19 protein-coding genes and 2 pseudogenes are annotated in these 25,875 nt (G+C 42.0%); 5 read left to right on the top strand and 16 right to left on the bottom strand.

The window, feature by feature from the left end:
• Window position 1: 1 nt before the first annotated feature.
• From TOL9009_RS0109515 to TOL9009_RS0109525, 3 genes are all read right to left on the bottom strand, one after another.
• Window positions 2-3,049: a response regulator gene (locus TOL9009_RS0109515; protein WP_029632597.1), complete on the bottom strand. Its 3,048-nt coding sequence runs from the start codon at window positions 3,047-3,049 to the stop codon at window positions 2-4.
• 212 nt (window positions 3,050-3,261) lie between these two features.
• On the bottom strand, window positions 3,262-3,906 hold the full coding sequence (locus TOL9009_RS0109520; protein ID WP_029632598.1) for a hypothetical protein: 645 nt from the start codon (window positions 3,904-3,906) through the stop codon (window positions 3,262-3,264).
• Between the two features lie 252 nt (window positions 3,907-4,158).
• Complete coding sequence (locus tag TOL9009_RS0109525) at window positions 4,159-5,214, bottom strand: D-alanine--D-alanine ligase family protein (RefSeq protein ID WP_029632599.1); 1,056 nt, start codon at window positions 5,212-5,214, stop codon at window positions 4,159-4,161.
• 226 nt (window positions 5,215-5,440) lie between these two features.
• Between TOL9009_RS0109525 and TOL9009_RS0109530 the strand changes: the two genes are divergently transcribed.
• On the top strand, window positions 5,441-6,277 hold the full coding sequence (locus tag TOL9009_RS0109530; RefSeq protein ID WP_029632600.1) for a lysophospholipid acyltransferase family protein: 837 nt from the start codon (window positions 5,441-5,443) through the stop codon (window positions 6,275-6,277).
• Window positions 6,278-6,410: 133 nt separating this feature from the next.
• Here the strand turns inward: TOL9009_RS0109530 and miaB are convergent, their stop codons facing one another.
• The 4 genes and pseudogenes from miaB to TOL9009_RS0109550 all read right to left on the bottom strand — a co-directional run bounded on the left by miaB (window position 6,411) and on the right by TOL9009_RS0109550 (window position 11,208).
• Window positions 6,411-7,778: a tRNA (N6-isopentenyl adenosine(37)-C2)-methylthiotransferase MiaB gene (gene miaB, locus TOL9009_RS0109535; protein WP_029632601.1), complete on the bottom strand. Its 1,368-nt coding sequence runs from the start codon at window positions 7,776-7,778 to the stop codon at window positions 6,411-6,413.
• Between the two features lie 52 nt (window positions 7,779-7,830).
• Window positions 7,831-9,065 (bottom strand): annotated as a pseudogene (locus TOL9009_RS38705) (RNA-guided endonuclease InsQ/TnpB family protein).
• Between the two features lie 381 nt (window positions 9,066-9,446).
• A pseudogene (locus tag TOL9009_RS38710) lies at window positions 9,447-9,683 on the bottom strand (Uma2 family endonuclease); the annotation flags it as partial.
• A 97-nt stretch (window positions 9,684-9,780) separates the two neighbouring features.
• The gene (locus tag TOL9009_RS0109550; RefSeq protein ID WP_029632603.1) at window positions 9,781-11,208 is read right to left on the bottom strand and encodes a carotenoid oxygenase family protein; all 1,428 of its coding nucleotides are present in this window, start codon (window positions 11,206-11,208) and stop codon (window positions 9,781-9,783) included.
• Between the two features lie 8 nt (window positions 11,209-11,216).
• Between TOL9009_RS0109550 and TOL9009_RS45410 the strand changes: the two genes are divergently transcribed.
• Both TOL9009_RS45410 and TOL9009_RS0109555 read left to right on the top strand, forming a co-directional pair.
• Entirely contained in the window at window positions 11,217-11,423 is a 207-nt protein-coding gene (locus tag TOL9009_RS45410; RefSeq protein WP_144238195.1) for a hypothetical protein, read from the top strand.
• Between the two features lie 43 nt (window positions 11,424-11,466).
• Window positions 11,467-11,904 (top strand): KTSC domain-containing protein, encoded by a 438-nt coding sequence (locus TOL9009_RS0109555; RefSeq protein ID WP_029632604.1) that lies wholly within the window; start codon window positions 11,467-11,469, stop codon window positions 11,902-11,904.
• Between the two features lie 77 nt (window positions 11,905-11,981).
• Here the strand turns inward: TOL9009_RS0109555 and TOL9009_RS0109560 are convergent, their stop codons facing one another.
• The 5 genes from TOL9009_RS0109560 to TOL9009_RS0109580 form a co-directional block, all read right to left on the bottom strand.
• The gene (locus TOL9009_RS0109560; RefSeq protein ID WP_029632605.1) at window positions 11,982-13,217 is read right to left on the bottom strand and encodes a hypothetical protein; all 1,236 of its coding nucleotides are present in this window, start codon (window positions 13,215-13,217) and stop codon (window positions 11,982-11,984) included.
• 347 nt (window positions 13,218-13,564) lie between these two features.
• Window positions 13,565-15,772, bottom strand: coding sequence for a tetratricopeptide repeat protein (locus TOL9009_RS0109565; RefSeq protein ID WP_242055786.1), 2,208 nt, complete (start codon window positions 15,770-15,772; stop codon window positions 13,565-13,567).
• A 113-nt stretch (window positions 15,773-15,885) separates the two neighbouring features.
• Complete coding sequence (locus TOL9009_RS38715; RefSeq protein WP_051502859.1) at window positions 15,886-16,281, bottom strand: 2TM domain-containing protein; 396 nt, start codon at window positions 16,279-16,281, stop codon at window positions 15,886-15,888.
• Window positions 16,282-16,849: 568 nt separating this feature from the next.
• A complete protein-coding gene (locus tag TOL9009_RS0109575; protein ID WP_029632607.1) occupies window positions 16,850-17,758 on the bottom strand; it encodes a S1 RNA-binding domain-containing protein in 909 nt (302 codons plus the stop codon).
• Between the two features lie 85 nt (window positions 17,759-17,843).
• Window positions 17,844-18,587, bottom strand: coding sequence for a dienelactone hydrolase family protein (locus TOL9009_RS0109580; RefSeq protein ID WP_029632608.1), 744 nt, complete (start codon window positions 18,585-18,587; stop codon window positions 17,844-17,846).
• A 241-nt stretch (window positions 18,588-18,828) separates the two neighbouring features.
• On the opposite strand from TOL9009_RS0109580, the gene TOL9009_RS0109590 reads away from it, so the two are divergent.
• On the top strand, window positions 18,829-19,815 hold the full coding sequence (locus tag TOL9009_RS0109590; RefSeq protein WP_029632609.1) for a GntR family transcriptional regulator: 987 nt from the start codon (window positions 18,829-18,831) through the stop codon (window positions 19,813-19,815).
• Window positions 19,816-19,931: 116 nt separating this feature from the next.
• On the opposite strand, the gene TOL9009_RS0109595 is transcribed toward TOL9009_RS0109590, so the two are convergent.
• The 4 genes from TOL9009_RS0109595 to tig form a co-directional block, all read right to left on the bottom strand.
• The gene (locus TOL9009_RS0109595) at window positions 19,932-20,834 is read right to left on the bottom strand and encodes an alpha/beta fold hydrolase (protein ID WP_029632610.1); all 903 of its coding nucleotides are present in this window, start codon (window positions 20,832-20,834) and stop codon (window positions 19,932-19,934) included.
• A gap of 85 nt (window positions 20,835-20,919) precedes the next feature.
• Window positions 20,920-22,263 (bottom strand): ATP-dependent protease ATP-binding subunit ClpX, encoded by a 1,344-nt coding sequence (clpX, locus tag TOL9009_RS0109600; protein ID WP_029632611.1) that lies wholly within the window; start codon window positions 22,261-22,263, stop codon window positions 20,920-20,922.
• A 9-nt stretch (window positions 22,264-22,272) separates the two neighbouring features.
• Window positions 22,273-22,968: an ATP-dependent Clp endopeptidase proteolytic subunit ClpP gene (gene clpP, locus TOL9009_RS0109605; RefSeq protein ID WP_029632612.1), complete on the bottom strand. Its 696-nt coding sequence runs from the start codon at window positions 22,966-22,968 to the stop codon at window positions 22,273-22,275.
• Window positions 22,969-23,297: 329 nt separating this feature from the next.
• Window positions 23,298-24,809: a trigger factor gene (tig, locus tag TOL9009_RS38720; RefSeq protein WP_084763160.1), complete on the bottom strand. Its 1,512-nt coding sequence runs from the start codon at window positions 24,807-24,809 to the stop codon at window positions 23,298-23,300.
• Window positions 24,810-25,079: 270 nt separating this feature from the next.
• Here tig and TOL9009_RS47095 point away from each other — a divergent pair, with 270 nt between their 5' ends.
• The gene (locus TOL9009_RS47095) at window positions 25,080-25,277 is read left to right on the top strand and encodes a hypothetical protein (protein WP_186227522.1); all 198 of its coding nucleotides are present in this window, start codon (window positions 25,080-25,082) and stop codon (window positions 25,275-25,277) included.
• Window positions 25,278-25,875 lie beyond the last annotated feature (598 nt).

Below are 25,875 nucleotides of genomic sequence, written 5' to 3' on the forward strand. Positions count from 1 at the left end.
TTTACTGAGTTTGGGTGAGAGTTGCGATCGCTTCCAACTCGAAGTTCTCCACCAGATATTTCAGAGCATTGGCGAGAAATTGCTCCTGGTTGGGGATTTGAGTGATGAGATTGTAGAGTTCGGCATCGTTAAGATCCAAAGCTGCTTGATGCACCTGAATAATCCACTCTGGCGACATTACCTGTAAATCTTTGGCGGTTAGGGATTTCTGAAATAAATTTTCCTGGTCTAACCCCGGTAAAGCTTTTTCGCGGTAGCAGTAGCGGACTCTTAAGTAGTGTGCAATCTTCTCAAATAGGATAGCTTCTATAAATGGTTTGTTAATGTGGTCGTTGCAGCCTACTTGAATGCTGGTGGTATAGTCTTCCTCAAAGGCATAAGCCGTCACCGCAATAATCACCGCGTCTTTGCCTCTTTCCCCCCCTCGAATTTGTCGGGTAATTTCGTAGCCATCCACCACGGGCATTTGAATGTCCATTAAAATCAGGTGGGGGTGCCATTTTTCCCAGAGCGCGATCGCTTCTTTTCCGTTCTCGGCAGCACTGACCTCAAAACCAACTGATTCCAATAGCCTGATGAGCAACTGACGATTTTCTTGAAAGTCTTCCACCACCAAAATGCGATAAGTGGGCTGTCCCGGTTCCAGACCGATAACAGTGCGAGTCGTTTCCGACGGTATGATATCTACTGAGTTGCCCAGACTCAGTAAAACCTCACAAATAAAAGTTGACCCCTGATCCAAGATACTTCGCACTGTAATATCACCACCCATTAAACGGGCAAACTGACGGCTAATCGATAAGCCTAAGCCTGTACCTTGAGTATGGCGACCTTGTTCTGTTTGCATAAAAGCTGCAAACACAGTTTCCAGATCAGACTGAGCAATGCCACATCCAGTGTCTTCAACTTCGACATGAAGGGTGATGATTGGTTGGGAATGATCGGTAGAAACAGAGGGACTGCGTTTTGTGGAATCGGTCAAAGCTTGTAATCGCAGGGTGACACTGCCTTTTGTTGTAAATTTGATCCCATTACTTAATAAGTTGAGCAGAATTTGGCGCAGTTTTGATTCATCACCATACACATAGCGAGGAACATTGGTATGCTGTTCTGTTCTCAAATCAATTCCTTTCTCTAAAGCTTTGAGAGCAACCATATCTCTAATAGATCGGATTAGCTGATGCAAATCGAAACAGTTTTCCGTTAACTGTAATTGACCCGCTTCAATTTTGGATATTTCCAGCACATCGTTGATCAAGGTTAGTAAGTATTCTCCACTGCGGCTAATGATATCTAAATCTTCTTTAAACTCAGATGGAATCTTGTCGCTGCGGTTCATCAACTGAGTAAATCCCAAAATGGCATTGAGGGGAGTCCGCAGTTCGTGGCTCATTTTAGCGAGGAACTGGCTTTTGGCACGGTTGGCGATCGCGGCTTGTTCTGCCGCTTGTTCTAGGGCTATCTGGGAAAACTCCAGCAATGCCAACATCAGCGTATTTCGCATTTCACTAGCGGCTTCTAGTTCTGCAACCTCCCAAGGCAAGGAAGTTTCTCTCACGGTTTCCTTCCACAGTTCAAAGGACTTCCGGGGACACAATTTCATCTGTCCAATTTCGTTGATTGTCACCGTATCCTGGGGATTGCCCGCCCAATTCACTGTCTGGATTTGCTCCGGTCGAAACCAGATAATGTGGTAAGACTTTTGTTTAACATGGTTGAATAAAATTGAAATTGCGAGGATGCCGCTAGCTTGATCTTTAAATGCCTTCGCTTCTGGATATAAACGTGAGAGGGAATCGGTAGCAAACATTTGTTCTTTCTGGTGTTGCACCAACCACGTCACCAGATCCTGCACCTGGGTACTTGATGGCGTTTGACCAACTAATGTCAGATAACCGTCAAGCAAAATCGCCGCTCCTTCAGCATTAACTAGCTCCAGCAATTGAAAAGTATTTCGGCTCAACACTTGCTCAATAAAATTGGACTTCTGCAAGAACATCTGTTGCAGTTTATCCTGAATCTTTTTCACCCGTGTTCGGTAAAAATGCAATTCTTGTTCTTGCTTATGCACTAGTTCAATTGAGGCAAACTGTCCTAAAAATTCACAGGCTTTGCGAGTTTCATAATCCACTAGTTTCGGGCTGTAGTGGTGGCAGGCAATTAATCCCCAGAGGCTTTTGTCGTTGAATAACGAAATCGTCATCGACCCAGCAACCCCCATATTCTGTAAATATTCAATGTGATAGTGAGACACTCCTCGTAACAGAGAATTACTCAAATCAAGGGGTGTATCCCTCAGAGGATGGTTGGTGGGAATCAGGGGGATCGGGGTGTAATTGACATCAGGAATGAATCGCACCCACTTGCGGCAAAACAACTTGCGGGCTGGTGCGGGAATATCTGTCGCCATATAGTGCAGTCCCAAGTAGCTTTCTAGATGGCTTTGTTTCTGCTCTGCAATCACCACACCACTATCGTCTGCCTTAAAGCGGTAGACCATCACCCGATCAAACCCAGTCATTGCTTTTACATCTCTGGCAAGGTTTTGAGCCATACTTTTTAGGTTAGTGGCATTACGGAGATTGGCGATCGCCGTTTGCAGACGGTGATAAAACTGGGTTGAATGGGTGCTTTTGAGCGATCGCTGAGGTTCTAATTCCAGGATCAACCCATCTACCATCCGGTACATCACACCTGTAAATGTCTGATTTTTCCGTTGCCAATCAGTCTGGGCAACCCTCCGCCGCGTTTTTAGTTGAAACGGATTGCAAAGCTCTAGGTTATCTTGAGCTAGATACCCAGCAAGTCGCTGCACTTGATCGTGGGAAAACAACCGTTGTAATGGTTGACCCAGCAATGCCTCTGCCGAAATTCCAAAAAACTGTTCCACATTTTCACTAATCTGCAAGATTCTGAGGTGTGGCTCTTGCAGCATCAGCAAGATTCCATGTGGCTGAATATAACCGGGAGCATACACCGATTCCTCACTGCACACTTCTAAAGAAGTCAGTATTGAAGGGGTGAGTGAGATCGGATTTGGTGAGTGCATAGCTGAGGTAATAACTTTAAGGTTGTTACAAATAGACCGCAGTTGCCATTTGAAACGTTTGGGGCTTTACTCTCAACTTTAAGAAATATCGGGACAAAGCGCCGTTTCTTCGTATAAATTTTTTTAAATATTAAAAATTATTAAGGGTACAGCGATGCCGTACCCTTATAGTAAGAAGTCTTAATTTTGTATAGTCTTTGACAATACTATTCCTACTTGCGTAAAATTGCCGACAAAGAACTTTGTTTACGAATATCCAGCATATCTGCTAAAGATTCTTTGCTTTTATCAAAGGGTATGGTGTGTTCTGGTGGCAAAACTGTCACCAGAGGCTTTGTTTTAGATGGCACTGGTGCGAAGGACGTGCTTTGTGATGGAGGCACAAATACTCGCGGATTCTGTGGAGGGTGTGGTTCTAATTTTTGATGACGACGTTGTGCCAAACGTGCCTCATAGCGGTTAATACGTTTTTGGTCTTTTTGCCGCTGTGTGGGACGGTTTAGCAATCGGAGAATTATCAAGCAGCCACTAGCACAACTAATGGCGATCGCTGCCACCATCCATAAAGGTGTTGGATTGCTAGTTTCAGAGGGGGTGTTGATTGGTTGTGCAACTTCAGCTATTGGTTCCGGTTCTTCGGGTTCCACACGCCCAGCATAACCCAGGCTGTATACGGCAAGGGTTGCGCTCCCTAAAAACATTCCGAACAACCCTACTAACAATAGCCAAGGGTAACGTGCCAACAGATGTATCAGAAGCATTGAGCTATCTGTTGACTTCGATTTACTGTTTACCTTGTCTGCTGTGAGCGTTGTTGCTGGCGATCGCTCCTGCTGTACATTCTGACTCTTTTCCATGATTTATTTCAGATTTGTACCCCTGCCATTGTTGATTGTACTGGAGGAGCTAACTTTCGCGTATCCGTAGCAAAGCTGCGGATTTAAGTAGCCTTTTTTGGGACTCAGGCTCCTAAATTCGCTAACTATTCTTCATGAAGAGGGGTAAAGGGGAAAAGGGAAAGGGTGTGGGGAGGGAAGAGGATTCTTTCATTCTTTATCCTTCACTACACCCTAACCCCCACACCCCACACCCCACACCCTAAACCCCCTTCATTTCTGTGTTCTCTCCAGAGCAAGTTGAATCAAGCGATCGACTAATTCGGTAAAGGGAATTCCACTTTTAGCCCACAATTGCGGATACATACTCGTTGCTGTGAAGCCTGGAAAGGTGTTGATTTCGTTAATTAATATTTCCCCTGTGGCTTCCACATAGAAAAAGTCCACCCTTGCCAACCCAGCAGCATCAACGGCATTAAAGGCTTGCAAAGCCATGTCTTGAATTTGACGCATCACAGAATCTGGGAGTTTTGCCGGAATCAGTAAATCTGCTTGCCCTTGTGTATATTTAGTTTCATAATCATAAAAATCACTTTCAAAAGTAATTTCGCCGACGACAGAAGCTTGGGGTTGATCGTTTCCTAAAACGGCACATTCTACTTCTCGTGCGACTACTCCAGCTTCTATTATGATACGGCGATCGTAACTGGCAGCGTTATCTAATGCGGCTTCTAATTCTGAACGCGATCGCACTTTGGCAATCCCTACAGATGAACCTAAATTAGCGGGTTTGACAAAACACGGATAGCTCAATTTTGCTTCGATTTGATCGCACAATTTGGGAAACACACAAGGATTTGACCAAATTTGCGCTCTGGTCAGCATTAGATATTTAACTTGTGCCAATCCCGCTTGGGCAAACGCCATTTTCATGGCAATCTTATCCATACCCATTGCCGAACCTAACACTCCAGAACCGACGAAGGGAACTTGCATTAAGCTGAGTAATCCCTGAATTGTACCGTCTTCGCCGTTGGGACCGTGGAGAATCGGAAACCAAACATCCACTTCTTGAGTTTGTGCTGGAAATTGCCATAATTTAGGGATTGCGGCAAGAGAAGCCAATGCAACACCGGATGTTAAAACTTGTTGCGGTACATCCCCTGCTAACCAACGTCCATCTTTTTGGATGTAGAAAGGGAGTATTTCATACTTGCTAGCATTTTCTTCTGAACTTAAGGCAAGAGCGATCGCTCGTGCTGAACTAATGGAAACTTCATGCTCTCCCGAACGACCACCAAACAGCAATCCTACCCGCAATTTTGACATTTGCCCCACCTCTATGACTCCTCAAATGCAGATAGCCTATCATAAGTTGTCAAATTTGCTAAATTTTTTATTTGAAAAAGGGACTGGGGAAGATAGTCCAAGGGATTAAGAAAAAATATTTTTCCATATTAACTGTGAAAATAAAGTAATTAATGTTATTTTGATAACTATTTGCTATACCTTTTCCCGGTAAAGGTAAAGTCAGCAATTTTGTTAAAATGCCTCAATGCCAGAAAAACAACACTACTTAAAAACTAAACCTGGATGGTCTTTAAATCAGAAAGATCCTCGGTTCATTGAATTGCTGATGCCACTGTGGGAGTGGCTGTATCGCAACTATTTTCGAGTGCAAACTAGCGGTTGGGAGAATATCCCACCCCAGGACAAAGTCCTGCTTGTCAGTTCCCATAACGGGGGACTGGCATCTCCCGACATGTATATGGTAATGTACGACTGGTTTCAACGATTTGGTGTTGAACGACCAGTTTACGGTTTAGCGCATCCCTATTTTTGGGAGATTCCGCTAACAGCAGAATTGGCAGGGAGGTTGGGAGCAATCATCGCTCATCCGCGAATGGCGATCGCTGCTTTGCATTCTGGAGCCAGCGTACTAGTATATCCTGGTGGAGCGCAAGACCTCTTTCGACCACACGAAATGCGTCATCAAATTCAGTTTGCTGGCAATCAAGGATTTATTAAGTTAGCGCTGCGGGAAGAAGTACCGATTGTGCCGATTATTTCTGTCGGTGCCCACGATACGCTGTTTGTGGTGGCTGACTTATACAAAATTTTACAGCAATTGCATGAATTGGGGATGCCTTGGCTATTTGGGCTAGATCCAGAGGTTTTCCCTATTTATCTTGGTTTGCCGTGGGGATTGGCGATCGGTCCTTTGCCTAACATACCATTGCCTGTAACTATACATACGCGAGTTTGTCCTAAGATTGTCTTTGAACGTTACGGTCGGGAAGCAGCAAGCGATCGCTCTTATGTTAATGCTTGTTATGAGTTAGTTAGAAGTAAGATGCAGCAAGAGTTAGATGATTTAGTGAAGACTCAATAGTCAATTATGGGGCATTGGGCATGGGGCATTGGGCATTGGGCATTGGGCATTGGGCATGGGGCATTGGGAAAAAGAATTATTTGCCTTATCTCCCCCCAGTCCCCAGTCCCCAGTCCCCAGTCCCCAGTCCCTTTTAAACTGATACTGCTTGTGGCACCTCTATGGGTTCCCCTGTCAAGCTAAAAGCGCGAATTTCGGTAATTTTCACCTTGACTAACTGTCCTTTAAGTTCGTTGATATCGCCGGCGAAGAAGGTGAGACGATTACCGCGTGTGCGTCCCATGACTTGAGTTTTATCTTTGAGGTTTTGGTCTTCTACCAGCACTTCTTCGATGCGTCCGAAATAACGTTGCGATCGCTCGTAAGCTTTAATATTAACTAGATGATTTATTCTTTGCAGGCGATCGCTTTTCACTTCTTCACTTAATTGATTTGTCCACAAAGCTGCTGGTGTTCCCGGACGTGGTGAATAAGCGGCTGTATTCAACAAGTCAAAACCAATATCTTCCACTAGTTTGAGCGTATTTTCAAACTGTGCTTCTGTCTCTCCTGGGAAACCGACGATCGCATCGGCACTAATTGACGCATCCGGCATATATTGGCGAATTGTATCAATTATCCGGCGATATTTCTCTTGAGTGTAACCCCGCGACATCGCCTTTAATAGTTCGTTATCGCCAGATTGGAAAGGTATATGAAAATGTTCGCACACTTTCGGCAATTCAGCACAAGCTTTAATTAATCGCTCAGTGAAATAACGGGGATGACTAGTAGCAAATCTTAAGCGCTCAACTCCCGCCACGTCATGAACGTAATATAGTAAATCTGTCAACGTGTGTAAATTGCGACCTTCTGGCGTGCTTCCTGGCAAGTCTCTGCCGTAAGCGTCAATATTTTGACCGAGTAGAGTAATTTCTTTGTAACCTTGGCGTCCTAATTCTTCGATTTCAGCGCGAATTGCTTCTGGTGTACGCGATTGTTCGACACCGCGCACGTTAGGAACGACGCAGTAAGTACAGCGTTCGTTACAGCCATAAATCACATTCACCCAAGCTGTTACATCGCTATCACGGCGCGGCTTGGTGATATCTTCAATAATATGGACTGCATCTGTTGCCACAACTTGGTTGCCGTCAAATACCGACTCTAGCAACTCCTTCAGACGGTTAGCGTGTTGTGGTCCCATTACCAAGTCTAATTCTGGAACGCGTCGCAACAACGTTTCGCCTTCTTGTTGAGCAACGCAACCGGCAACTATTAAAGTTAAATCAGCTTTTTCGTGCTTGCGCTTTGCCTGTCTACCGAGATAAGAATATACTTTTTGTTCGGCATTATCGCGGATAGTACAAGTGTTGTAAAGAATTAAATCGGCATTATTTGGATCTTCAGACCACTCAAAGCCCATGTCTTCCAGGATGCCAGCCATGCGCTCTGAGTCGGCTTTGTTCATTTGGCAACCAAAGGTGGTGATGTGATAGCGGCGTTGAGATAAGCTGGTCATAGGGAATTATCTAATCAGTTTATTAGTATATGAGGTTTTATAGTGACATCTCCTACACTGACCCGATGACGGGTACAGTGTAGGCTTCCAAGACAATCCGGCTATCGCTGAGGAGGCTCTTGGCTTTTGAGAACGGAATGCCCTACCGCTCTATTTTTTATATTTATCGCGGCGTTATGATCGCGATCTAAACTGCATCCACAATTATGACAGTCATGCCATCTTACGTGCAGCTTTTTAGGAACTTTCACACCACAATTAGAGCAATCTTGACTTGTGCCAGACGCGTGACAAAGGATAACACATAATCCAGCATTTTCGGCTTTGATTTGTAGTATCGACAGAAAGCGCGTGCCCTCCAGCGTCCGTAATAGATTTAGCTAATCGGGTACGTGCAAGTCCTTTTACATTCAAATCTTCAACCGCAATAACATCATATTTTTTCAACAGATTGTTAGCGGTTTTAAAGTGAAAGTCTTTCCTTTTATCCGCAACTTTCTTGTGTTGCTTCCCTAATTGTTTGACAGCTTTATTTCTTTTGTTGCTTCCCTTTTTTCTGCGAGATACTCGTTTTTGGATAACCCGTAAACGCTTTTGAGCTTTTCGATAATACTGTGGAATTTTTACTACATCATTATCGGAAGTAGTCAAGAATTCTTTTAAACCAACATCAATACCAGTTATAGAATCAGGGTTGAAATCAGGCTTGATAGTCGGAACAGTTTTATCCTCTAAGCTCAAAGTTGCATAGTACCCATCGGCTTTTTTAGTGATAGAACAAGTCTTTATCTTGAATCCATCAGGTATTGCACGATGTTGAATTAGCTTCACTTTCCCAAACTTAGGAAGAGTTATAAAGCCACTATCAATGCAATCATCTTTCATGGATGTATACGTAAAGGTTTTGTATTGGTTAGAAGCTTTGAATCTTGGTTTTCCGCTTCGTTTCCCATTACAATCTCCACCCAGGAATCTAAGATAAGCTAATTCCACTCGTTTCGCTGCATTTTGCAAAACTTGCGAGTGAATTTCCTTGTACCACGGTCTGTCCTTCTTTAATTGAGGTAATGAGTTTTGTTGGCTATAGTAATTTGGATTATTTCGTAACTCCGGTAAATGGCAAACAAATAAAGAACAAGAATTGATAGAACATCGATTTTCTTCATACCATCGAAAACGGTCAGCTAGCAAATAGTTGTATTGACAACGTAGCATGTCTAGCCATCTGTCAATTTGAGTTATTTGCTGTTTTGTTGGACGCAATCGGTATTGATATGAAGTTCTCATTTGTTTTACCTCCGACAAATATGATAACATCAACGTATGGCTACTGGGTGGATTAAATGAAAGAATGTAGAATAAGTTTGCGAATATCGACACGAAGAATGAATAAATTTAGAAACTATGCGGCAAATAAAGATAAAACGCTAACCCAATTGATAGAAGAGTATATCGATTTACTTCCAGATACAAAGATTGGCAATTCGTCACCGACCGACATCCCGCAATAACCTGCGGTTATTATTGGTGGTCGGTCACTTCCTCCGAAGCCCACCTTATATCTTGCCACTGATTTTGGGTACAAAATTCAGGTGGGGGACTTACGGTGTTTAGTTAAATATATTAAAATTGTAGTCGCCGCTTCAGCGCTGAAGCGCTGACTACAAATTATTCTTCAGGTTCAATACCTGCTGCTCGTAGTTGCGCTGCTAATCGTTCAGCCCGTTGTCGTTCTTGTTCAGCTTTTTCTAAACCCCACAATAGCAAATTCCCCTGCTCATCCCACCAACGCAACCAATAACCTGTGCGGTTTTCCCGTTCTCCTTGCCATGTACCGAGAGATAGATTCATTTGTGCAATTAAGTAGCGGTTATTATCATCAGGCTGCTGTAATTGATATTTTCCATCGTCTAATCAAGGGTTTTGGGTTTTACGTATGTACCTTATCTACCTGAAATTTGCTGTATTTTTAATTCATAACTCCTGACTCCTAACTTTAATTTTAAGCTGGTTTCCAAGTACCGTGAAAGCTGTGAGGAATGACGCTGGGTAATTCCAGTTTACAAACAGGTTCTTCGTCTAGCCTAGCCGCATTAAATACCCAAACTTCACTATTATTAATATTGCCGTCGTAGACAACTGTTATCACCCAAGCTTGGTTTAGATTTTCAGCATCTTCAACGTAAATCGGTTCACTCGGATAGCGATTTTCTCCACAATCGGCTACTGTGAATTTTCCGGCTTGGTGATCGAAACGTGCGATCGCATTTAATATTTCTTTACTTATATCCGTTCCCTGCCGATATGTGGAAAGATAAGTATACCGAGAAGCTTTTGCCACGTTTTGCGGTGGTACGGTCGGAAATTCACACTGTCTATCTAATATTTGCTCAATTGCGGTCACTTTTCCAGTTTGGGGATGAAGTTGCAATCTTGATAATGAACTCTTGGCAGCTGTTTTAGCTGTACCTGTAGCTACTTCTTTGAGGAATTGGTTGGTTTGAAAGTCTTCATAACGAGCGATATCGACATTTACCAAACCGCTATCATCAACATAACCGTTGCTAAAATGCCATTGATACCAAGGTTCAGTTTCGCTGCGACTAACTAAGGTTAATGTTTCCCGATCAAAAATTAAAATTTGAGTTCCTAATTGAGGTTTCCATTGAAAAGCATCGCTGTAGCTGCTTAATCCCATCAATACCGATAAAGCATTCATCCGCACTGGGGGAATGCAAAATATTAAATATTGCCCCGCTAAAACAAAATCATGCACCAATGATGTACCATCAAGTTGGAATTCCACTTTTTGAATTATTTTGCCAGTGCGATCGCTCTTATAAATATTCAGCATCGCATTTAATCCGGGGATAACACCAAAGTTAAAAATCTCCCCTGTATGCAAATCCCGTTTGCAGTGTGCAGAATACGTTAAACCGTTACTTAACCCTTCTAAATCATCTTCCCCGAAAGTTTCCAGATTTTGCAAATCTAAAGCGTGAGGTTTACCACCTTCCCACAATGCTAAGAGTTTATCTGGCAGTGCTAATACTGAAGTGTTTGCCGCATTTTTAACTGATTTAGACCATTTATTCCACCCTGGCGCAGTCATGCCATAATTACCGTAAAGCAGCTTATTTGCCGCTTCTTCTTCTTTGTAACCAATTGTTTGCACGTAGCGATAAACACCTGTCGCACCTTCATCGGTAAAATGTACCGCAAGAATTGCCCCGTCCCCATCAAACCAATGTCCCATGCGGATATTACCGCGTTCTAGCCGCCCAGGACCGTTGCGGTAAAGTGTACCACGCAATCCTGGGGGTATTTCCCCAGAAATAACTTGCAGTTGGGTAGGAGAAAATTCTTGTGCGGGTTGAGCGATCGCACCTGCCCAAGCTGGTTTTGTTGACTTTTTGTTAATTGTATGCATACGATTCAATGCTAACTATCTTTACGCAACGATATCAAGACTGGATGGTGAAAAACCGCTATATTATATCTGGCATTACAGATATTGTAGAGACGTTCCGGCGGAACGTCTTTACCACTGGAACGTCTTTACAATTTGCCGGAACGTCTCTACTGAGTGTTTTTATATTGCAAAGCTTGATCGAGGAACAGCTTTATAGTACAATTGTACTATAAAAGATTTAACAAATTGTACCTCGTCAGTAGGAGAGTAAAATTAATGAAACTATCTAAGGTGGACTTGAGCAGTTTAATAGCGATCGCTCATTCTGAAGGATACTTACAATTATTACTTGACCGAGGCGATGAGTTAGAATTTATAGAAATTCCTGCCCCAATACAAGCTTACGACGGACTGCAAGATTTAAACGAAATTATCGCTGATTCTTTTGCACTTCCCGCAGAAGAGGAACCAATTGGCATGCTAAGTGTGAATTCATCAATGGCTGTATCGATAGGATACGACAAAAACGAACAACTATTGCAAGTTGAGTTTCACAACGGCGCAGTTTATGAGTATTCTGGGGTAGGGGAGGATACTTGGTCAGATTTACATGACGCTGATTCAATTGGCAGATATTATAATCAAGAGATTAAAGGCAGATATGAGTGCGATCGCATAGATAACACAGAAGATTTTGATGATTGTTGCGATTAATATCATATCCATTTAATTAACAGTAACCGTCGTAGAGACGTTCCGACGGAACGTCTTTACAATAGGTGTGATTTGCCTTAAATTTGTCGTTCAGCTTCTTGAATATCGCTTTTTGCTTGATCCCAAATAGCTGAAAGGACTTGATTTAATTGAACAAATTTTTGCGTAAATATATTAGAACTTTCTTTCAACTGATATTTTTTAGTTAACGGAAGATTTTTTATTTTAAAAGAATCAGGTATCCATAACACATTTCTGAATTCTATAATCCCAGCAGATAAAGAATTCTGGCATTTTCCTTGCTGGCAATATTGCCAAACAATTAAAGCATCATTATATCTATTTAAAGCATTTTTCAATGCCTTAGCACTGGGATGATTTTTTGTAACTGGAGCTTCTTTGAGAATATCAGTAAACTTTTTATTCAAATTCTTAACTTTGTTTGCATAATCTTGATATTCAGTCTTACTATCAAGGGAATCAGCAAATTTAGAAAAAAGCTTCACCAATGGTTCTAGAAATCTCGAACCCATTAAATTATGAATACCTTCTATTTTATCTTGATAAATTAATATAGTTTCTTGATTTGTTACGCTAACAGTTGTTCCTTGGGGAATAGTTTTTATGAGTTTAATAGCATCTTTAACTTTTGATTCTGCTTCATTTAAACTTTCTATTTTGGGGGAATTCCGAGTAAGTAAATCGGCTTCTTTTTTCAAATCTTCGGCACGATTAAAAGCGTTAATGGCAGTTTGTTCTTGCTGAAGTCTTTGGTTAACTTTTGAAAATTGATTTTGATAAACTTTTAGAGCTTTTTGAGATTCACCATAGGTATTTACATCCTTGGGAATAGTTTTCAATAAATCGATAGCTTTTCCTAAATCTGAGCGTATCCCCTCCCATTCTTGAACCGAAAAAGTCATTTCTGCATCAATACCTAAAGCTTTTCTACTCAGCCTTTTTGCTTCAAAAAAGTTTTCTTTGGCATTAACGGTTTTTATACAGGTTGAAAAAACATTCAATCCGGTTTGAGCTTGTTGATAACCTAAACCTGGTATATTTGGAACGCTATATAAAAGCTTGGTTGCTTGATTAACTTTTTTAGAGGCATCTAAAAAATTAGGATTTGCAGAAATATTAGTTTGACATGCTTGTGCCAACAAAGTTTGAGATTGTTGAATTTTTTTATCCTGTTCTTGCTTGAATTTAATCCAGCCGATCAACCCAGCTGTGAACAGAACTACCGAAATCAATCCAACTAATACAAGCTTCTTATTTGCTATTTTATTGTTATTGTTTTCAGTAATATTCATTGTTTTTATTTTGATTGCGAATGATGGGATAGAGACGTCCGGACTGAACGTCTCTACTTTTTTCTTCGAGCTACTGCAAAGTATAAAAGTTTCTATTTTAAATTTAATAGTAAATGGTGTCTAATTTATCAAAAAATACACAAATGTATAAAAAGTACCTCTTGCCAATAACGTGAAATGGTATCAGTTAAGCCCAAAATCCTCCTAGAGACGTAGCATTGCTACGTCTCTACATACATAATTCCTTAACACCAAGAGTATTGAATTATAGTAAAGACGTTCCGGCGGAACGTCTCTACGATTCATGGTAAAATTATACAATGCGAAAATTAAATGCAACAATTACCCTAATCTGTGGGAAGCGACGCAAGTAACTGCCCAAAGCGCTTGTCTTGTGCAATCTCATCAAAATCTATGTCAGTTTCTGCATCTTCCTTATAACTTGGATTCAAGTCAATTGCTGTATGCAGATTTTCTACGGCTAATTCAACTTTTCTTTGCAGCGCATAACAGGCTGCTTTGTTGTAATATACATTAGCGTAGTCAGGTTGAATTGAAAGCGCTTTATCGAAGCATAAGAGCGCTTCCTCATCACGTCCTAACCTAACTAAGCCATAACCTCGGTGATTCCAAGCTTTGTACGAATCTGGCTTCAATTCTATAACTTTATCAAAAGAAGCGATCGCCATATCATATTCTTCCAACTCTTCTAGCGCTAAACCTCGATTTAACCAAGCTACTGCGTCATCTTTTTTAAATTGCGTGGCTTTATCAAACGAGATAAAAGCTTCTTTTGGCGATCGCAAATTTCCCAAAGCAACGCCGCGATCGCGCCATGCTTGATGATAATCTGGTTTCAGTTCAATTGCTTTGTCATAGCAAGCGATCGCATCTTTGTATCGTTTCACCCTCAAATTAGCAATACCTAGCTTAAACCAAGCAACAGCTTTTTCCGGCTCGATTTTTATTGCTTTATTATAGCAGGCGGTCGCCTCTTCATAGCGTCTTTCTGATAATAAACCATCTCCTTTTTCCAGATAATCATCGGCAGTTAATTTCACCTTAGGAGATACAGCTTCTTCTAATACTTCTGGCTGTTTAGATTCGTGTATTTTTTCTTCAACTGCACGTTTTACTGCTTCTTTAATTAATGGTGGTGAACTTTCCGAAACTTGCTGAATAATTAACTCTTTTCTTTGTTGAGCATTTATCTGTAATTTAGAAAGTTCAGCTACATCTGACTCTAATTTATCTACCTTTTTCAGTATCCTATTCTTTTCTTGTTCTGCGTCTTTCTCTAATTCGGAAATACAATCTGAACCGAATTTTTCTAAATTATCTATAATTCTCTCTTTTCGTCGTTCAGCATTTTCTTGCGATTTATAAAGTTGAGAAGCGAATTCTGAATATTTTTTTTCTAATTTTTCAATATATTTATTTTTTTGCTGTTGCGTTTCTGATTCCAATTCTGCTTCTAGCTTTTTCAGATTTTCCAGCGTTATATCTTTTTGCTGTTGCGTTTCTGACTTAAATCCTACTACTTGAGATTGCAATTCTGCTTCTAGCTTTTTCAGATTTTCCAGCGTTATATCTTTTTGCTGTTGCGTTTCTAACTTAAATCCTACTACTTGAGATTGCAATTCTGCTTCTAGCTTTTTCAGATTTTCCAGCGTCACATCTTTTTGCTGTTGCGTTTCTGATTGGAATCTTGATTGTTGTGATGTCAACTCTAATTTTAGATTTTCTAGATTTTCAACAAAACAAATCTGTTGTCTTTGGACATCCAACTGTAATTCTGAAAGCTTTTCTGTCCCGGCAGATTCTAAAATTAATAAATTATTTAACGTTATATCTTTTTGCCTTTGAGCATCTGACTGTAACTCAGATAGTTGAGAAACGAAATCAAGTTCTAAATTTGTTACTTTTTGTTTAGCAGTTTTGATTTTAATCTCTAATTCTGCTAATAATTTTTGTTTTAATAATAATTCTGATGTTAATCCAGATAAATTCTCTTTTTCTGCTTTTATCTTTTCTTGTAGTGTTGCGGCTTCCGTTTCCAATTCATGGGTAGTATTTTTAACGTGTTGTATAATATTTTCCGATGATTTCTTAACAGAACTTAACTGATTTTGTAATTGTTCAATTCCCTGTATCTGTTGCATCGCTCTATCAGCGATCGCACGAATTACCGCTTGACGAAATAGCCAAAGTGAAGCGATCGCACTCACCGGAAGTAAAGTTAATATAACTAGCCAGACGTTGCTTTGGATAGTTCTACGACTTAGAGCGCGATCGACTTCAGATTGCACTTGCTGTTGAATTCGTACCTCTTCTCGATTCGATATAGTCGTTGGCATTTGCTGGGGAGACACCTGTGACGCAGGTTGACTTCTAGCAACACCAACAGACAGCATCAAGGTGGAAAAGGCGATCGCGCTTCTCAATATTAAAGTAGAAACGCGCCTAGAGCCGCTTTGAGTTGATTTTCTTATATGCGCTCCACGGGCAAAACCGCAGGCTAGGTTAGAGTAGACGAGCTGTTTTTTGCTCTTCATACAAACCATCCGTATCCATTGGTAAGTTTTTTTAGTGGCGAACCTATCTCTAATCTAGCAGCCCTGATTGAAGCGCATATCAGGTCTAAACTTTATTTACCACTTTTGGTATATTATCGTTCATCGTTTGAACCTTGAAAAGTATCAAAAGCATCAAAAGCTAGTCCCAAACCCCAGCCCAAGATGGGCCAATAAGCCCAATTTAACTTACCATCTGTCATAACATCGATCACAACTAAGAAGGTGTTAATGATAAGATACAAAAAAAGATGTGTCTTAAATTTGCGGCGACGACTGTTACTCATATTACTTAATACTTGCTTTGCACGTTGTTTTTCCGATTGGTGGATTAACTGTTTTTCTGCCTCTGCGATCGCCTCTTGAGATATTCCCAAATCTGCCGCCATTTCTAACAATTCCTGACGGGAAAAATCTCTACCTTCCGCCTTTTGGGTCATGGCTAGCTGGAGAATTTGTTGTACATCTTCTGAACGATATGAATTTGACATGCTTTTCCCCTTTGACAGCAGAAACTGGAGACTGGGGAAATACCCTAGACAAATTCCCCAATCCCTAATATTTAACTCTTTTACCTTTTTTTGATTTATAATTTTGTGCTTTATGCAGCCATCAGTTGTCAGATAAATAAAAATATGTAGCGCTTTCTATTCAACTGTTTGACTTTAGAGTTAGTGGTTAGTGGTTATACCGTTTCTTTATGAAGATGCGCCTAATTAGCCCACGTAAGTAAGTCGGCGCAATAAAACCAAACTGTGTGAAGAAAAGTAAACAAGGCTCAAATGCTTTTTCCCCCTGCTCCCTGCCCCCTGCCCCCTGCCTTGTCATAACGATAAATTTTAACGCCAACCTACTTAGGTGGGCTTTGTTTGTTTAGCCCCAGGCTTCTAGCCTGAGGGCTAAGTAGTTAAACAAAATTAATTACACAAAATTAAGGTATGAAACCCTTACCGAGACTGGAAACTCATGTGTAAATAATTCTGTGCGATTACTTATAAAGCGCAACTTCACACAGAATTGGTATTAGTGGTTAGTGGAAAAACAACCATCAACCATCAACTAACTTTCTTCAACTTCTTTGTTCGTCGCTCGATTAGCACGCGCTTCGGCTGAAGCCATTACCTCGTCCATATTCTCCAGAATTTCACCTGGGAAGTTTTCCAAAACTCTGGTAGAAAGAGCAACGCGACCTTTACCTTCATCCAAGTCAATAATTACAGCTTTAATCAACTGACCGACTTGAAACACTTTTTCCAGATTATCAATAAATTTTTGGCTTACCTGCTTAATGTGGAGTAAGGCACTAACACCTGACAAATCAACAAACACCCCAAAAGGCTTGATACCAGTAACTTTACCTTCGACCAACTGACCATTAGCCAACATACTGAAGCCGGCAGAACGAGTTGCCAAGCGCTGAGAAAGTATGAGCTTATTATTATTGCGATCAATTTCTAAAAAGCCAGTAGTTAGAGTTTGACCTTTAAGACCTTCTAAATTATCACGCTCAACCAAGTGCGATCGCGGAATAAATCCCCGCAAACCTAGCAAATCAACGGTAACACCACCTTTATTCACACCCATTACCCGCACTTGTACCGTCTGGCTGTTTTCTTGCATTTGCACCAGCCGATCCCAGATGTGCTTAATTTCCAACTGTTTCCGAGATACGGTAACTTGACCTTCTGCATCCTGTTCTCGGATAATTATAAATTCCAGTTCTTCTTGTAGGGGCAACACCTCCGACAAATTAGTTATTGCTCTCAAAGAAGCCTCATCGCGGGGGATAAAAGCGGAAGATTTGCCTCCAATATCGACATATGCTCCATCATGGTCAAGCTGGAACACTTTACCGTGTACCACCTGTCCCTTTTGAAACTGATAGTCGTGTTGTTCCAGTGCTTGGGCAAAATCGTCCATTGTAAACGACGAGTTGGCTTTTTGAGAAAGTTTCGCTTCGGAATTCATGATCTTTGAAGATAAATTGTTATTTGCTAATTGCCAAGCATTTGGCAATTAGCAATTTGTAGTATAAACGGATATTTCTTTCTACCTAGTCGCTTAATTGTGTAAACAGTTGTTTCACCTGCTCCCAAGCATCAGCCGCAGCTTTAGGATTATAGCTGGCGCGATGATCGCAGAAAAATCCGTGGTCAGCTCCATCGTAGCGAAACACACGATGCTGAATTTTATATTTTTCTAACTCTGCCTCTATTTGATCTACTTGGTCTTGAGGAATGCTGGCATCTTCCTTGCCAAAAAAGGCGTATAGTGTGCCTTTAATTTCTGGGGTGAGGGTAATGGTGGGAGCGCCGCCTCCTGGTGTGCGAGTGGTAATGCCTGCGCCGTAGAATGAAGCAGTAGCTTTGATATCTGGTAAAGTGGAGGTGAGATATGCTACATGACCGCCAAAGCAGAAGCCAATACAGCCAAAACCATCTTTTTTTACTTCGGGGAGGCTTTTGAGATAATCAATCGCTGTTTGAATATCGCTTAATAATTCTGATGCTTTGGTTTGCATGGCATAGTTTCTGCCAGTTTCAATAGCTTCTGGGGTATAACCAGTTTCAAAACCGGGGGCAATACGTTGAAAAATTGCTGGTGCGATCGCTATATATCCCTCGGAAGCAATACGTTCTGTAACTTCCCGAATATGGGCATTGACACCAAAAATTTCTTGCAATACTACAATACCTGGGTAGGAACCAGGTTCTTGCGGTTGTGCCAGATAAGCCTCTATTTGTAAATTGTCAAGGGATAGCTTAACCGTTTTGGTATCGATTGCTTGAAGAGTCATAATTATTTTTACTCATGGTTTGTAATTATCAGATATAACTATGCCAGGATCTTAACTTCATCTCAACTCTTCGCGCCAGGTTTCTTGGACAGGGAGCGCACTACTTTTAGCGACAACTGGAGACGCTTGGACACTATGAGAAATTTCCACGCCGATCAATTCCATGTATGAATAAAATATTTGACAAGTAGCATATGCAGCTGATCGCATACCACTACTAGCACTATTTGGAGGTTTGGTGATGATTCAATTCCGTATTCAGCCAGACAGTGAAATTCCCGCATCAACCCAGCTGTTTAATCAAATCCGGTTTGCGATCGCTTCCCGGCAATATCCACCTGGATACAAATTACCAAGCACGCGAGCGCTGGCGATGCAGACGGGGTTACATCGCAATACGATCAGCAAAGTTTATCGCCAGTTAGAAGAAGAGGGATTTGTCGAAAGTCTGGCTGGTTCGGGAATTTACGTCCGCGCTCAAGGTCATGAAGGCGGAAGTCGGCTGAAATCGCCAATTCTCAAGCAAGATCCAGAAGCATACAAAGTTGTCCAACAAGCAATGGATGAACTACTTTCTCAAGGCTGTTCGCTCAATCAAGCTCGTGAGATATTCTTGGCAGAAATTGATTGGCGGTTGCGTTGTAGTGCGCGGGTAATAGTGGCAGCTCCATCTCAAGATATTGGTGCTGGCGAGTTAATGATGTATGAATTAGAACAATCCCTCAAAATGCCCGTACAGTTGGTAGCGATGGAAGAATTAATTAAAGTGTTAGATCAAACATCTTCTGCCACTGTGGTTACAAGTCGGTATTTTATTGCGGAAGTTGAAGCGATCGCAGCCCCGAAAACTGTGCGGGTCATTCCCCTAGATATCTACGACTACGCTAAAGAAATCAATTTGGTGAGAACCCTACCAAAAGATAGTTGTGTGGGCATAGTCAGCCTCAGTTCTGGCATTCTCCGCGCTACAGAAGTCATCATCCACGGCTTTCGGGGAGATGAACTACTAGTGATGACTTCTCAACCAAAAGATGCCTACAAACTTCAAGCCCTCGTTAAACGTGCCGAAGTGATTTTTAGCAGCGATCAAGTTAGTTTTTCCGCAGTCCAAGCCGCAGTCCAAGCCGCTCAAGAGGACATTATTCGTCCACCTAAACTGATTCGCAGCGAAAATTACATTGGTACTAAATCGATTAACTTGCTCAAAAGAGAGCTAGGTTTGGGCTAATTTCTCAATGGGAGCATGGAAATTTCAAGAGGGGCAATGGGCAATGGGGAAAGGAAAAGAATTATCACCGATGCCCAATGCCCAATGCCCGATGCCCGATGCCCCCTATCAACCAACTAATTCAAAAACTCTCGCACCAGCCGTAAATAAGTTGGTGCGTCTTCCAACATCGGAAAATGACCAGTATGGGGAATCATGGCATACTCAACTTTATCGTTTAATGCCGCTGCTTGATGCCCCATCTGAGCCGGAATAATCTTGTCATATTCTCCCGCCACAAGCAAGGTAGGAACTGTCACTTTCGCGAATTCATCGGGCATTAACTCAGATGCTGTCTTGCTTACAGAAGTAAAAATTGTGCCTAAGGCAGCATCATAATCTGCTTCCAAAAAATCTTGCAAAAAAGCCTGACGTTCTGCCGCTGGTATGGGACGATGTAGAAATCGCGCCATAAACATTCGGTCAACAAAGGGTATTTTTCCTAACCATTTCGGACGGAATTTAACTACGTAACCACCGAATTTATGAAAGGCTGCAAACGCTTTTTCATCGTACTCAAAAATGCCGCTACAAGTCAAAATTGCTCGTTCTACTCGTTCGGGATAGCGGTTGAGAAACAAAGTAGCAATTGACGCCCCCATTGAATGAGCATTAATATAGACGCGCTGTAGTTGCGACTTATCTAGCAACATTTTCAAGTCGTCAGCATATTCTTCTAATTCATAGGTTAACTCAGCGATCGCTTCCAATTCTTCTTCTACTGATTGCGACTCAACTGACTCAACCACAGATTCACTTGCTTTAGCTACAATTGGTTGTCCACCAGAACGTCCAAAACCGCGCAAATCGTAGAGTAAACAATCAAATTCATCTGATAAAGCATGAGCGGTGCTTTGCCAATATTTAGCCGAACCTGCCCAACCATGAACAAAAACCATCACTGGTTTGGTCTGGGAACCAGATAATTTTTTTATCCACTCGTAATAGTGCTCAACACCCCGAACATTAATGTAAGGCATTTGTCACCCATTCAAAGGTCAAAGGTCAAAAGTTAAAAGTCAAAAGTTAAAAGCCTTTTACTAATGACTCTTGACTAATGACTCTCTATGCTGATTCTGGCTTGGGTAGTGAGGAGGGATGCATCAGCAATTCGGCAGTTGATCGCTTCTCTACCATCTCCCGCGTTACTGAACAGCGAGTTACATCTTTACGAGAGGGTAACTCATACATTACATCCAGCATCAGTTCTTCAATAATACCACGCAGCGCCCTAGCACCTGTTTTGCGGCGATAGGCTTCTTGAGCGATCGCTTTTAAGGCATCTGGTTTAAAGTCTAGCTGCACGTTATCCATCTTCAGCAGTTTTTGGTACTGCTTCACCAAGGCACTACGCGGTTGTGTCATAATTGCCATCAGTGCTTCTTCATCCAACGGATCTACTACCGCCACCATTGGTATGCGTCCAATGAATTCGGGAATCATCCCAAACTTCACTAGGTCATCTGGTTCTAGATGGCGCAGAGTATCTGCCACCCGCTTTTCTTTCGATACACCTTCACCGGGTTGGACAAAGCCCATTGACTTTTTGCCAACTCTCTGATCTACAATTTTTTCCAGACCGACAAAAGCACCACCACAGATGAACAAGATATTACTTGTGTCAATTTGGATGCAATCTTGATACGGATGCTTGCGTCCTCCTTGGGGTGGTACGTTGGCGATCGTTCCTTCTAACATCTTCAGCAAAGCTTGCTGCACGCCTTCGCCAGAAACATCCCGCGTAATCGAGGGGTTCTCGCTTTTGCGAGCAATCTTATCTATTTCATCGATGTAGATTATTCCTCTTTGGGCTTCCTCCACATCCAAATCTGCTACTTGCAACAGTCGCAGCAAGATATTTTCTACATCTTCTCCTACATACCCGGCTTCCGTAAGCGTTGTGGCATCGGCGACGGCAAAGGGTACATCTAAGATTTTCGCCAAAGTTTGTGCTAACAGGGTTTTACCGCAACCTGTCGGTCCCATCAGCAAAATGTTGGATTTTTGCAGTTCTACAGCATCATCTGCCCCAGCTTTGCCACTGCCTTTAGACTGAATGATCGCCAACCGTTTGTAATGATTGTAAACCGCGACTGACAGTACTTTCTTTGCCTCATCTTGACCGATGACGTGTTCGTCGAGATATTTCTTAATATCTTGTGGCTTGGGTATCTGATTAAATGAGATACTGTTAGAGCGAGCGCGACGTTTTTGAGGCGGTTCTGACCGTGGTGCAGCTGGTGGTGTTGCCGCACCATTCGTGTCGAGTAACTCCTCATCTAGTATTTCATTACACAAGTCAACGCATTCATCGCAAATGTAGACTCCTGGTCCCGCGATTAGTTTACGCACCTGCTCTTGAGACTTGCCACAAAATGAACATTTTAAATGGGAGTCGTACTTAGACATACCAGCCTCTTATTTCACACTAGTGACGTTTTCCCCAGCGGTGGGTAGATTTTGTCTGGAAATGACTTGGTCGATCAAACCGTAGTTTTTCGCTTCTTCTGCTGACATGAAGAAGTCGCGCTCAGTATCAGCCTCGATTCTTTCTAAGGGTTGACCAGTATGAGTTGCCAATAACTGATTCAAGTTCGACTTAATGTAAAGAATTTCTCTTGCCTGAATTTCTATGTCAATTGCTTGCCCTTGAGCGCCACCAAGCGGTTGGTGAATCATAATCCGGGAATCGGGTAAAGACATGCGCTTTCCAGCAGTTCCAGCAGTCAGCAGAAACGCCCCCATGCTTGCAGCTAATCCGAAACAAATAGTTACAACATCCGGGCGAATTTGTTGTATTGTATCATAGATTGCCATTCCTGCGTAGACGGAGCCGCCCGGAGAATTGATGTACAGTTGAATGTCTTTTTCTGAGTCTTCGGCGTCCAAAAACAACAACTGGGCAACAATTGAGTTAGCAACAGTATCGTCGATTGGCGTGCCTAAAAAGATAATCCGCTCTCGCAGTAAGCGGGAGAAGATATCGAAAGCCCTTTCTCCCATACCAGATTGCTCTACCACCATCGGGACGATGTTGCTAGGGCTGCTTTGAGAGTTAATTTGTCTTATACCCAAACTGTTGATTGGGTCATTTACCGACTGCGATATAAGCATAAAAGAACGTTTGAGAATAATTAGGACGAAGGTTAAAGCTGCTTGTGCTGCTTTGAATGGCGAATTTGATTTGTATTTTAGCTATGTCTTAACCATTATGCCTTATGTAAATAGCTCTCGTGTTACACACTATCAAGCTAAGGCGGTAATCTGGGTAGTTATTGATTTAGGTTTTTTTCAAAATCTCGCTCCTCGGCAGTCAAAAGTCAAGAGTCAGGAGTCAAAAGTCAGGAGTTAGGAGTCAAAAGTCAGGAGTGATTTATCCCCTTGTCCCCCTTGTCCCCCTTGTCCCCCTTGTCTCCCTTATCCTCCTTGTCTCCCTGTCTGGATTATGGAGCAGATTCGCTGGTTTGTTGCTCTATCTCAGGTGCTGCTGCTTGTAATTCTGGTGATTCTGCTTCTTCTTGAGGAATCAAAGAACCCTCAGGTACAAGTTCAACTGATTCGGTGGTTTGTTGCTCTATCTCAGGTGCTGCTGCTTCTAATTCTGGTGATTCTACTTCTTCTGGAGGAATCAAAGAACCCTCAGGTACAAGTTCAACTGATGAGTGTTCTATCAACCAATCGAGGATTTTTTCGGTTGAGAGTTCCTGAGCGACTACTGCCTTGAGTCTTTCGGGGTCAACATCTTGATCTGCGTACTCTTGCATCAGTTCTGTGAATCTTGCCTCGACTTCTTCGGGTGTAACTTCGATGGACTCGCGTTTACCGATTTCTACAAGTGCAAGCGATCGCTTTAAGCGTTCAATTGCTTCTGAGCGCGATCGCTCCCGCAACTGAGGAATAATATCTTGGGTAAACAACTTCTTGACATCCAACCCCTGTTGAGAAAGTCGCATCGCTGTTTGTGTCAGCATCTGATCGACTTCTTGCGAAATCATCGTTTCTGGTAAGTCTACTTCTACATGCTTGAGCAATTCTGCTAACAACGCTTCCTGCTTATTTACTTTAGTTTTGCTAGCAGCCTCTTTTTCATATCGCTCTTCTAAAGAAGCACGCAATTCGGCTAATGTATCAAAATCGCTCATTTCTTGAGCGAAATCATCATTTAATTCCGGTAGCTCTTTTTCTTTAATTTCTTTGAGCGTTACAGTGAATTTGGCTTTTTTCCCGGCTAATTCTTCGTTTGCGTAGGGATCGGGAAACTGAGCGGAAATTTCTTTGGTTTCCCCAGGATTCATCCCTATCATCCCTGTCACAAAACCGGGAATAAACTTATCTTCTTGCAACTCTACTTGAAAATCTTCTGCCTCACCGCCAGGAATTGGCTCAGGTTCTGCGGTTTCGTCTTCTCCTTTGAAGTACACACCTTTAAAATCCACCACAGCCACATCGCCGATTTGCGCTGCACGTCCTTCCACAGGAATTAATGTTCCCATTTCCTGACGTTCGCCTTCTAGAACTTTATCCACTTTCTCTGGATCGGATTTTATTTCCTCAGCTTTAACTTCAAAGTCAGTATACTTAACCAGATTTACTTCTGGTTCTACATCTACACCGGCGGAAAATATCAGAGCTTTGCCCGGTTCATAATTATTAATCAATTCCTCAAACGACGATCGCAAGTGCGGTTGTCCGATCGCCTGTATATTTTCCTGTTTTACCGCTTTTTCAATGCCATCTTGAATTATTTCTTCTAGTGCTGCTGCCTTAATCCTAGCTGTGCCAATGCGTTGTAGCAATATGGGGCGAGGCACCTTGCCTTTGCGAAACCCAGGAATATTAGCATCTTTAGTGAAGTTCTTAATGACCTTTTCATAAGTTTGCTTAGTCATTTCTGGCGTAATCTCGATTTCCAGCCCTATTTGGCTAGCGGGAAGTTTTTCCTGGGTAACTTTCATGCTTCGTCTGTGTTGTCTGTTATTTTTACTCCGAGTGGACTAGAGACGCATAAAACTAGAGCGTCTCTACCTGAAAAATGGATGCCCTTCACCAGAGATCCAGTTTACTGCTAATGTCAAAGCACTTGACACTAATCGCGCAATAACTTTACCTAGGGACTGGGGACTGAGGACTGGGGACTAGGGACTAGGGACTGGGGATTAGGGACTGGGGACTGGGGACTGGGGACTAGGGACTAGGGACTGGGAATTAAAAAACTCAAGAAAGTAATGCGCGTTCTAATAAAATTCTTTCCATGCCCCATGCCCCATGCCCCATGCCCCATGCCCCATGCCCAATGCCCAATGCCCAATGCCCCATGCCCAATTCCCAAATTGATTTTTCGCACTGGGGCTTACACCGTGATATCCTGGTTCTCAACCAGCAGTTCGTGCAGTGCTTTTAGCCTCAAACGCCAGTTGCCTTGAGGTATAGCTCAAAAACGTCCATTTGCATCATAGTATATCCATCATCCTGGCTACCTAGTTTACTGAGAATGGAAGATTAAGGCTATTCACCAAACAGTGGACAAAACTAGACAACTAGTGCGTCCACGCTTTCAGATAGCCAGTCTCTGTCCGAAGAGCGGACTACGTTAAGAAGGTCATGACACCTACGAGTGCTTTCCAGCTTGTAGCTCTGTCGTCAAAGATTAAACAGATCTATTTGGTTAAGTCAGTGTCTTTGACCTAACAAGCCTTCTTAACATTGACGAGGAAAACATTACCTGAGAAATCAGAGTTGGTTTTCTAGGTTTCCAATTCCCCAAACCTAGATTAAATCCATGTTTTGTACGTTTTGTCCATCTTTGTCCACGGAATAAGCGATGCTTAGGAGTACCGATCGCTATCCGGCTTCTACGGCAACAAGAGCGCATATATCAAACTTTTTTTACGCTAAAGATGAAAGTTTGTTGTATAATGTTTATTTTAAATTGGTTGGGAAAAATTTTAAATAGTAATTGTTGTAAATTGCAACATTACTAATGTTATGTTATGACCAATAAAATAAATAATGTATTAGATT

The sequence above is a fragment of the [Scytonema hofmanni] UTEX 2349 genome, assembly GCF_000582685.1.
GTDB classification, from domain to species: domain Bacteria; phylum Cyanobacteriota; class Cyanobacteriia; order Cyanobacteriales; family Nostocaceae; genus Hassallia; species Hassallia hofmanni.

What these genes read in the sequence shown, in the direction of transcription:
- TOL9009_RS0109515 (WP_029632597.1), bottom strand. Translation starts at nt 3,049, where the DNA reads ATGCACTCACCAAATCCGATCTCACTCACCCCTTCAATACTGACTTCT.
- TOL9009_RS0109520 (WP_029632598.1), bottom strand. Translation starts at nt 3,906, where the DNA reads ATGGAAAAGAGTCAGAATGTACAGCAGGAGCGATCGCCAGCAACAACG.
- TOL9009_RS0109525 (WP_029632599.1), bottom strand. Translation starts at nt 5,214, where the DNA reads ATGTCAAAATTGCGGGTAGGATTGCTGTTTGGTGGTCGTTCGGGAGAG.
- TOL9009_RS0109530 (WP_029632600.1), top strand. Translation starts at nt 5,441, where the DNA reads ATGCCAGAAAAACAACACTACTTAAAAACTAAACCTGGATGGTCTTTA.
- miaB (WP_029632601.1), bottom strand. Translation starts at nt 7,778, where the DNA reads ATGACCAGCTTATCTCAACGCCGCTATCACATCACCACCTTTGGTTGC.
- TOL9009_RS0109550 (WP_029632603.1), bottom strand. Translation starts at nt 11,208, where the DNA reads ATGCATACAATTAACAAAAAGTCAACAAAACCAGCTTGGGCAGGTGCG.
- TOL9009_RS45410 (WP_144238195.1), top strand. Translation starts at nt 11,217, where the DNA reads ATGCTAACTATCTTTACGCAACGATATCAAGACTGGATGGTGAAAAAC.
- TOL9009_RS0109555 (WP_029632604.1), top strand. Translation starts at nt 11,467, where the DNA reads ATGAAACTATCTAAGGTGGACTTGAGCAGTTTAATAGCGATCGCTCAT.
- TOL9009_RS0109560 (WP_029632605.1), bottom strand. Translation starts at nt 13,217, where the DNA reads ATGAATATTACTGAAAACAATAACAATAAAATAGCAAATAAGAAGCTT.
- TOL9009_RS0109565 (WP_242055786.1), bottom strand. Translation starts at nt 15,772, where the DNA reads ATGAAGAGCAAAAAACAGCTCGTCTACTCTAACCTAGCCTGCGGTTTT.
- TOL9009_RS38715 (WP_051502859.1), bottom strand. Translation starts at nt 16,281, where the DNA reads ATGTCAAATTCATATCGTTCAGAAGATGTACAACAAATTCTCCAGCTA.
- TOL9009_RS0109575 (WP_029632607.1), bottom strand. Translation starts at nt 17,758, where the DNA reads ATGAATTCCGAAGCGAAACTTTCTCAAAAAGCCAACTCGTCGTTTACA.
- TOL9009_RS0109580 (WP_029632608.1), bottom strand. Translation starts at nt 18,587, where the DNA reads ATGACTCTTCAAGCAATCGATACCAAAACGGTTAAGCTATCCCTTGAC.
- TOL9009_RS0109590 (WP_029632609.1), top strand. Translation starts at nt 18,829, where the DNA reads ATGATTCAATTCCGTATTCAGCCAGACAGTGAAATTCCCGCATCAACC.
- TOL9009_RS0109595 (WP_029632610.1), bottom strand. Translation starts at nt 20,834, where the DNA reads ATGCCTTACATTAATGTTCGGGGTGTTGAGCACTATTACGAGTGGATA.
- clpX (WP_029632611.1), bottom strand. Translation starts at nt 22,263, where the DNA reads ATGTCTAAGTACGACTCCCATTTAAAATGTTCATTTTGTGGCAAGTCT.
- clpP (WP_029632612.1), bottom strand. Translation starts at nt 22,968, where the DNA reads ATGCTTATATCGCAGTCGGTAAATGACCCAATCAACAGTTTGGGTATA.
- tig (WP_084763160.1), bottom strand. Translation starts at nt 24,809, where the DNA reads ATGAAAGTTACCCAGGAAAAACTTCCCGCTAGCCAAATAGGGCTGGAA.
- TOL9009_RS47095 (WP_186227522.1), top strand. Translation starts at nt 25,080, where the DNA reads ATGCGCGTTCTAATAAAATTCTTTCCATGCCCCATGCCCCATGCCCCA.